Consider the following 6,882-nt stretch of genomic DNA (forward strand, 5'->3'; position numbering starts at 1 on the left):
CAAAGTATTGGACATTTTGATTATTAAACATACTTACTAAACTTACCATCTCTCCATTTTTCATTTTTTTAACCTCCAATATTAGTTTACTAGTAAACTATTATTTTCTACTATTTTTAACTTCTTTTATTGTTCTTTTTACTCGGATTAATTCCCTTAAAAAACTAATATACCTCTGTATACAATCAATACTAAACTCCAAATCTTTTAATTCAGAGTACAAATCAGATAATTCACCTTTAACATGTTGTTTCCTTACCTCTGCATTATTCTTACCATACAAGGATTTAAAATCAGTCACCCGAATGATTTTCTCACTCAAAGCATTATAGGTTTCCTTTTTAGTGAAATAACTAATCTCCTTACTGGATAACTCATTCACTAAACATTCATACTCACATAACAAATTATTTAATGGAACATCAGTTACAGGAACATATCTCCAATCCATCTCCACAGTACCATCATCAAATAAACCCCGCCAATAACCACTTTCTTGGTCTAATCTCCAATCCATAATCTGGATGATATCACCTAAATATACTGCAATATCATTTTCATTTAAATTACTCATCAATACTCAACTCCACTTTCAAACTATACATTTCACCATCAACTAAACCTTTACAGATTACACCATTAACATCACGATCAAGTAACATATCAGCCACCTCCTGCAAAGTCAACTTAGTAAAATCAGCACTACTCAACTCCATCATCCTCTCTCCATTTTCCAACTCTAATGTACCCTTCTTCTTCAAAGTCCACATCACCTTTATCTCTTAAATTCCACCAATTACCCTTTTCACCACAAGCTTTACAGTAGTAAAACTCTTTTTTAACAATCATTGAAGGATTACTATCATTATGAAATGGACATTGCATCATGATATAACCATTCTTGAATGTTTTATAATCTCCACCGTATATACTGGGCATTAGGGTTCTCAAGTCATTTTCAAGTACAGGGTCTCCATGCCCATGATGTGTGTGGATGTTTGCTTTTCGTTGCCTTTCTTTTAGAATGTGATGTTTTTCATGTATTTTAGCAAACTCATAGGCATCACGAAGGCACTCATGTTCAAAAGAAGTAGGGGTTATGTTTTCCTTAAATTCCCCTTCGATTATTTCACATCTTTGATGGGTCTTTGGATGAATACTTCCAATTACTCTTATGTTTCCACGAAGTCCCGCACCTGTGTTGGTAGTGTCCAATGTTTGGTACTTAACTCTCATACCCCCTTGAATAATCAGCTCAACAAATTTCTTAAAAAATGTCTCGGAATCCACATCATCAAATTCAAAACATAATGGTTCTGTTTGAATATAACAATGGTACCCTTTACTTCCAGATTTCACAATAATGGTATTCAATCCATGTCTTTTTAAAACCATTCTTAATTTTCTTGCATCGTTTAACGCATTATTTGGATTCTCTTTATCATCAAAATCTAAAATTATGCATTGAACTATATTATCCTCTGCATATTTAGTGATGAATAAATCCGTATTTGGTTTTTGGTTTTTTATTGCTTTAACAATACTTTCATTTCCAAAGCATAACTTACGATTATTATCCTGAGGGATTGTAAGATAATGCTGTTTCCTTTCATAGATTAATTCGTAATCTATCATTGTTTCACTCCATTTGTACATAACAGATAACCAAATGTACAAGAACCATAACCAATTGTACATAAATTTAAACCAAAAGTACAACAGATATAACCAATAGTACAAAATGCAATTGTACAAAAACATATGCCCAATTGTACAATCTTACGGAGCATTTGTACAAAATCAAGTGTAAATGTACAAAAAGTAGGGTCGGAATGTACAAGAACCCTACCCAACTGTACAAGTGAAAATGGCAAATAAAGCTCCTTTTCCAAAAAGAAACGATTTAAACAATTTTCGCCATTTTCATCTCCACTATACACAGACACACACTCACACCTTAACATGATTCCACTGCAAATCATACAAATGATTATCCTTAATCTCAAAGTTAGTTTTCTTAATCCGTAACTGCTTTTGATTATTCACAAACTCATCAAACTCATCAGATAAACCAGGATACTTCTCATGAAAAACAGTCATTGCAGCATCAATATCTTTCTTAGCAAAAACCGGATTGATATTATTGACTTTCTCATCCACGTTTTCACCAATACCATAAACATTTCTACCTGCAATATTCTGACCAACTCTCACAAGAATTCCAAAACTCCATAACTTATACAGTTTATTAGACAATTCATCTTTAACTTCTCTATACCATCTCTGATTACTACTATTATGCTTAATGTCATCAATAGTAAAGAAACAATAGATATTTTCACCATCATCCCCTTCAATTGCATCAGCATAACCCTCAAGATAATACTTCCCAGTATCCTCATCAAGTAATAGATCCATAACATGGTAAGGTTTATCACCATCATTACTTGACAAAATCGCATTATACTGTACAATTTCTTCAAAGGTAGAATTCTCATCTAACTCATGACACTCTTCAGGAATAGTAGTATATGGGAATTCAGTATATTTTTTAAGAATTCCTTTAGTCAATGCAATTTCAGATGGTAATAATCCAGTACTACCTTCAAATAATGTTAATGCATCAATCACATCTTGTTTACTTGGAAGGTACATTTTGGTAGTGATTTCAATATCCTCAATGTTTTCTTGTGTGAAATCACAGTAAATAGTATGAGTTAAACTATATGATTCATTGAGAATACAGATGATTTTTAAAAGCATATTGAATTCCTTAATTTTACGATTAAAATCCGGCATGTTTGCAAGGTACCTTTGTACACAGAACATGAACGGATTAAATAATTCGGAGTTATCAATCTCCTTCTTCAACCACCATACAAAACCAGTAATACTCATTTTATCTTCTTCAATAGTTTGTTGAAGTTCCCATAATTCACCAGGGGACTCAAGAAAACTATCAAATATCATTAATCGTCTTTGGTCAACATCAGGAGGTCTGATAATAATACTCCTACTACGTTCCTGTTCATTGATAATTTCCTCAGATACCGTAGTGTAAGCTATTGCTGGAAAACCAGTAACAATATCTTTCACGCCACCATCTTCATCATCTTTCAAACCTCTTGAAATCCAACCATCTGTAGTTAACTGTTTCAATATATCCCTGGAAACAATAGTGTTTTCATCATCATGGACTCCACCTAAATCTCCAAGATAAAATATGTGTCCAGTTAGATCTTGTCCACTATACATATCAAAGAAATACGCTTTAGTAAATGTACCTTTATGCACATATTCTTCAGGGATACAGTCTAAAGGTTTCTCAAGACAATGTGTTTTTCCACTACTTTGACTTCCGACACCGATTACATTAGTTCCTTTTAAACCAAGGAATGTTTGAAGGAATCCGTTTAATGATTTAAACATTTCAATTTGAGCATCAACACCTAATCCTTCAAAAACACGGATAATATATTGTAATGGTGTAAGGTGGTATTTATTACAGTTATTAACAAAACGAGCATAGTGTTCTTCGTATTCTACTTCTAACTCTTCAACTTCTTTTTTAGCTGCTTTTTCTGCTTCTTTAACTTGTCGGTTAATGTCCTTTTCAAGGTCTTCCATTATTAAACGGAACATCTTGTCCAAGTCTGCAGTTTTTCTTTGTTTTGGGGTTAGATTGTCACTTATTCTTTGGAATATTTGTTTACCTATGTTTGTGTGTCTGCTTAATTCTAATGGAGATTTATCATGTTTACCTATGTTAAATTCAGAACCATCTTCCTTAATGTCATAAAAATAGGATTTCCCTTGTTTTGTACATTGTACTTGGGTGTCTTCATTTAATATATTAATATAAGTCATAATATGCTCCAAAAAAATAATAAAAAGAAGTTTTTTTTAGTAAACTTCTTCAACATCAACAGCTACAGAGGGGATAATTACCCAGTAAGGATTTCCTCCACTAAAACTTTCTTTTTTAGCTTTTGCTTTAAATTCTATGCCTCTTAATGAGTTTTTCAATTCATCAATATTGCAGATGAATCCTTTGTCATTATCTTCAGGTAAATCACCAGTAGCTTGGAATGCAAAATTAAATAATGGGAAGCATGATGCTTTAGGGTTAACACTGAATTCTTTTTTTTCTTTATCTTCAATACGTACATTGAAGAAGAAAGTTACTTCATCAGGGTCTTCGATGATTTCCATTTTCGGTCTTTCTTCCCCAGTGGTTTCATCTTCAACCATTACAACTTTTCCATCATCCCCTATAACTCTTGCTCTGCATTTTTCCATGTCATCAAGAATGGATAAAGTGACTGCTACCCCCCATTTCTTTTTGTCATTCTTGTTAGGGTAAAGGTTGCCGACTTTTTCGACACCTACTTTAATTCCATCTTCCTTGTACCATGAGTTAATACTTGTTAAAAAGGTAGTGCTTGTTACTGCATCTGCATCTTGGGTTTTTTCTTTAATTCTAACCATTTTATTCACCTACTCTAATATAATTTCTTTTAGTGTACTCTTTGTGAGCTTCTTTTTCTGCTTTTTCTTCTGCTAAAAAAGCTTTAATTTGTGCATCGTAAATTTCATCCATTAGGTTTCCATGACTATCAGCATAAAGGTCTTCTATGTGTTCATCACTGAAACTTAACGGTTTTTTCACTTCAGTTACAGGGTTGGTAACCCATTGATCTAATGTATCCATTTTCAGTATCTCCCCTCATATTTCTTGAAATCGAAATCGTATCTGGTTTCTTTAATGAATTTTAGTACATAGTTACACTTACCATGTAATAATGCCCATATTACTAATCTTAGATGGGATAATCCTACATCTTCTTCTTCGAAGAGTACTGTGAAAAATATGTCTTCAAGGGAGTTTCCTTTGAAGTAGGCTTCCCAGATATTAAACACTTCCTCGAAGTATAATGGGATTATCATTTCAACTTTCATAGAGCCACGAGAAGTGACATAAAATTGATTGCATTTTACGCCTTGCTCTGCTCCTTTTTCATTAGAGCCTAACCATACAAGACATTGTTTGTCTTGCATGAATTCCTCCATTTCAGGACCTACATCCACATCGTTTAAGGTGAGTGTAGTTTGTCCACCATTAGATGGAACTACTCCATATTTTTTAAGTGTTTTTAACACTGTTTCTTCAATTCTATTGTCTAATTCGGTATCTATCATTGTATATCACCAACAATAATGATTTTACGGTAGGTTAATTCCCCATCTTTGTATTGTGCAACAAATATTTCATCACCAATACTTGCAGACACATTACCTCTCTGAGGGAATAAGTCTAATTCTTGACAAATGTCGATCTGTGATAATCTATTCACAGCAGTTTTTGATTCAACTTTGAAACGTAATTGGGTTAATGGGATTACCTGTAAAGTGTAAGGTGCATTCACATCTACCATGTTCAAGCTGAAGTTATTGGTTAAGTATTTCATAAGTTTCAGTACCTCCATTGGAATGATTATGTGGAGTATTTTCCAGATATCTAACGATTTTCTATTTCGGGAATTATTTTTTTTTAATTTTAATAAGGGGGTGAAAATACTCCACAGTTTGTCAATTAAATGACCTTTAGATTATTCTGTCCATTGCGTTATAGGTTACTCCACTGTCTGTTGCGGATACTCCTACAATGGCAAACATTAATACAACGAATAATGCCATTAAAGCACTGAACAGTACGAACAAACATAAAAGAGCATGGGATTGTACCCATGCTTCAATCATGTCAAATAATTTATTTACAGGAGAAACGTTAGCTTCTTTTTTGTGTAGTCTTGCTGGTTGATTCATTGTAAATCGCCTCCAATCATTGCCATATAATCAATGGCAGTCCATTCTCCAGTAACATTTGATTTAATTACTTGTAAGTAATCTCCTTGATGTACAAGGAATTTGATTTCTTCTTGTATGGTTACTGGGAAGCTTTTACCACTACGGTTGCTTTTGACTAATGCGGTACCGTTACCCACATGTAAGCATTTTAACCAACTCATAAGTCATCATCCTCACAATCGTATTCACAACCATCGCATTCGTGATTGTATGGGCATTCAAAGTACTCAAGGTCACTGTATTCAATGTCAGTCATTGGACTATTATACCAACTCATACCCATTCACCTCCAAGTAACTCTGAAAGTCTGCCTTTGAGGAATGCAGCGTCAATGATCGCATCCCTGATTTCTTCACCAGTAAGTTCAACACCATCAATCACATATGATTGATCTAAAAAAAGTTTAGAGGTGGTTTTCATTCTCTCAACTCCATTCTGAAACCTATTGGTCTCATGTCATCATCGTAGGCATCTAATATTTTCATACCTGCAAGCTGTGATAATTCAGCGATTAATTCAGCTTCACTGAATAAGTCATCGGTTTCAAGTGTTGCATATCCGCTTCCGAAAAAGATATCTTCTTTGTGACCTTTTGCCCTTGCGGATTTGATTGCAGTGTCTGGCATTCTTCCTTCGCCGATAACTTCATCTCTGATGGTTACCACTTGATAGGTGTCTTTTTCGGTTTTTTCTAAAAAGAGTGGGGATGACATTAGAAATCATCTCCGCAGTTAATGTTCCAGGTTGCTTCGTAGTGTGCTTCGCCTTGGTTGATGAATTCCTCTTCAGCAATTCGTGCAGCAAGTTCATTGTTTTTGTATTCGCCAGTTACTCTTGAGTGGAGTAATTCTTTTGCGAATAGTCTTGCATCTGCTTCCACTTGGGAGTCACTGCAGTATTTGTCTGCGAAGTCCCACATGCCCATATGAGTGATTTCTAATACTTCTTTGTGGTATGCGTTGCATTTTTGGTCTAAAAAGTGGACTTTGTCAACGAGTTTGTTTCTTTCGAGGG

General features: G+C 34.1%; 14 protein-coding genes. All 14 read right to left on the minus strand.

Annotated elements, in window-relative coordinates:
* Positions 1–100: 100 nt before the first annotated feature.
* Positions 101–574: a hypothetical protein gene (locus IJ258_RS11285; RefSeq protein WP_292806942.1), complete on the minus strand. Its 474-nt coding sequence runs from the start codon at positions 572–574 to the stop codon at positions 101–103.
* Positions 567–719: a hypothetical protein gene (locus tag IJ258_RS11290; protein ID WP_292806944.1), complete on the minus strand. Its 153-nt coding sequence runs from the start codon at positions 717–719 to the stop codon at positions 567–569. Before IJ258_RS11290 ends, IJ258_RS11285 begins: the two co-directional genes overlap by 8 nt.
* The gene (locus tag IJ258_RS11295; protein ID WP_292806946.1) at positions 703–1,635 is read right to left on the minus strand and encodes a CHC2 zinc finger domain-containing protein; all 933 of its coding nucleotides are present in this window, start codon (positions 1,633–1,635) and stop codon (positions 703–705) included. The genes IJ258_RS11290 and IJ258_RS11295 overlap by 17 nt, the downstream gene beginning before the upstream one ends.
* The gene (locus IJ258_RS11300; RefSeq protein ID WP_292806948.1) at positions 1,632–1,946 is read right to left on the minus strand and encodes a hypothetical protein; all 315 of its coding nucleotides are present in this window, start codon (positions 1,944–1,946) and stop codon (positions 1,632–1,634) included. Before IJ258_RS11300 ends, IJ258_RS11295 begins: the two co-directional genes overlap by 4 nt.
* 4 nt (positions 1,947–1,950) lie before the next feature.
* A complete protein-coding gene (locus IJ258_RS11305; protein ID WP_292806950.1) occupies positions 1,951–3,867 on the minus strand; it encodes a hypothetical protein in 1,917 nt (638 codons plus the stop codon).
* A gap of 36 nt (positions 3,868–3,903) precedes the next feature.
* Positions 3,904–4,488, minus strand: a complete 585-nt coding sequence (locus IJ258_RS11310; RefSeq protein ID WP_292806952.1) for a hypothetical protein — start codon at positions 4,486–4,488, stop codon at positions 3,904–3,906.
* A gap of 1 nt (position 4,489) precedes the next feature.
* Positions 4,490–4,711, minus strand: a complete 222-nt coding sequence (locus tag IJ258_RS11315; protein WP_292806954.1) for a hypothetical protein — start codon at positions 4,709–4,711, stop codon at positions 4,490–4,492.
* Positions 4,712–4,713: 2 nt separating this feature from the next.
* Entirely contained in the window at positions 4,714–5,199 is a 486-nt protein-coding gene (locus IJ258_RS11320) for a hypothetical protein (RefSeq protein ID WP_292806956.1), read from the minus strand.
* Entirely contained in the window at positions 5,196–5,468 is a 273-nt protein-coding gene (locus IJ258_RS11325; protein WP_292806958.1) for a hypothetical protein, read from the minus strand. Before IJ258_RS11325 ends, IJ258_RS11320 begins: the two co-directional genes overlap by 4 nt.
* 136 nt (positions 5,469–5,604) lie before the next feature.
* Positions 5,605–5,826: a hypothetical protein gene (locus tag IJ258_RS11330; RefSeq protein WP_292806960.1), complete on the minus strand. Its 222-nt coding sequence runs from the start codon at positions 5,824–5,826 to the stop codon at positions 5,605–5,607.
* On the minus strand, positions 5,823–6,029 hold the full coding sequence (locus IJ258_RS11335) for a hypothetical protein (protein ID WP_292806962.1): 207 nt from the start codon (positions 6,027–6,029) through the stop codon (positions 5,823–5,825). Before IJ258_RS11335 ends, IJ258_RS11330 begins: the two co-directional genes overlap by 4 nt.
* A gap of 112 nt (positions 6,030–6,141) precedes the next feature.
* Positions 6,142–6,288, minus strand: a complete 147-nt coding sequence (locus tag IJ258_RS11340; RefSeq protein ID WP_292806963.1) for a hypothetical protein — start codon at positions 6,286–6,288, stop codon at positions 6,142–6,144.
* Positions 6,285–6,581, minus strand: coding sequence for a hypothetical protein (locus IJ258_RS11345; protein WP_292806965.1), 297 nt, complete (start codon positions 6,579–6,581; stop codon positions 6,285–6,287). Before IJ258_RS11345 ends, IJ258_RS11340 begins: the two co-directional genes overlap by 4 nt.
* On the minus strand, positions 6,581–6,882 hold a 302-nt coding region (locus IJ258_RS11350; RefSeq protein ID WP_292806967.1), incomplete at its 5' end, for a hypothetical protein. The genes IJ258_RS11345 and IJ258_RS11350, both read right to left, overlap by 1 nt.

Origin of the sequence: Methanobrevibacter sp., assembly GCF_017468685.1 — an archaeon.
In the GTDB taxonomy this organism is placed as follows: Archaea; Methanobacteriota; Methanobacteria; order Methanobacteriales; family Methanobacteriaceae; genus Methanocatella.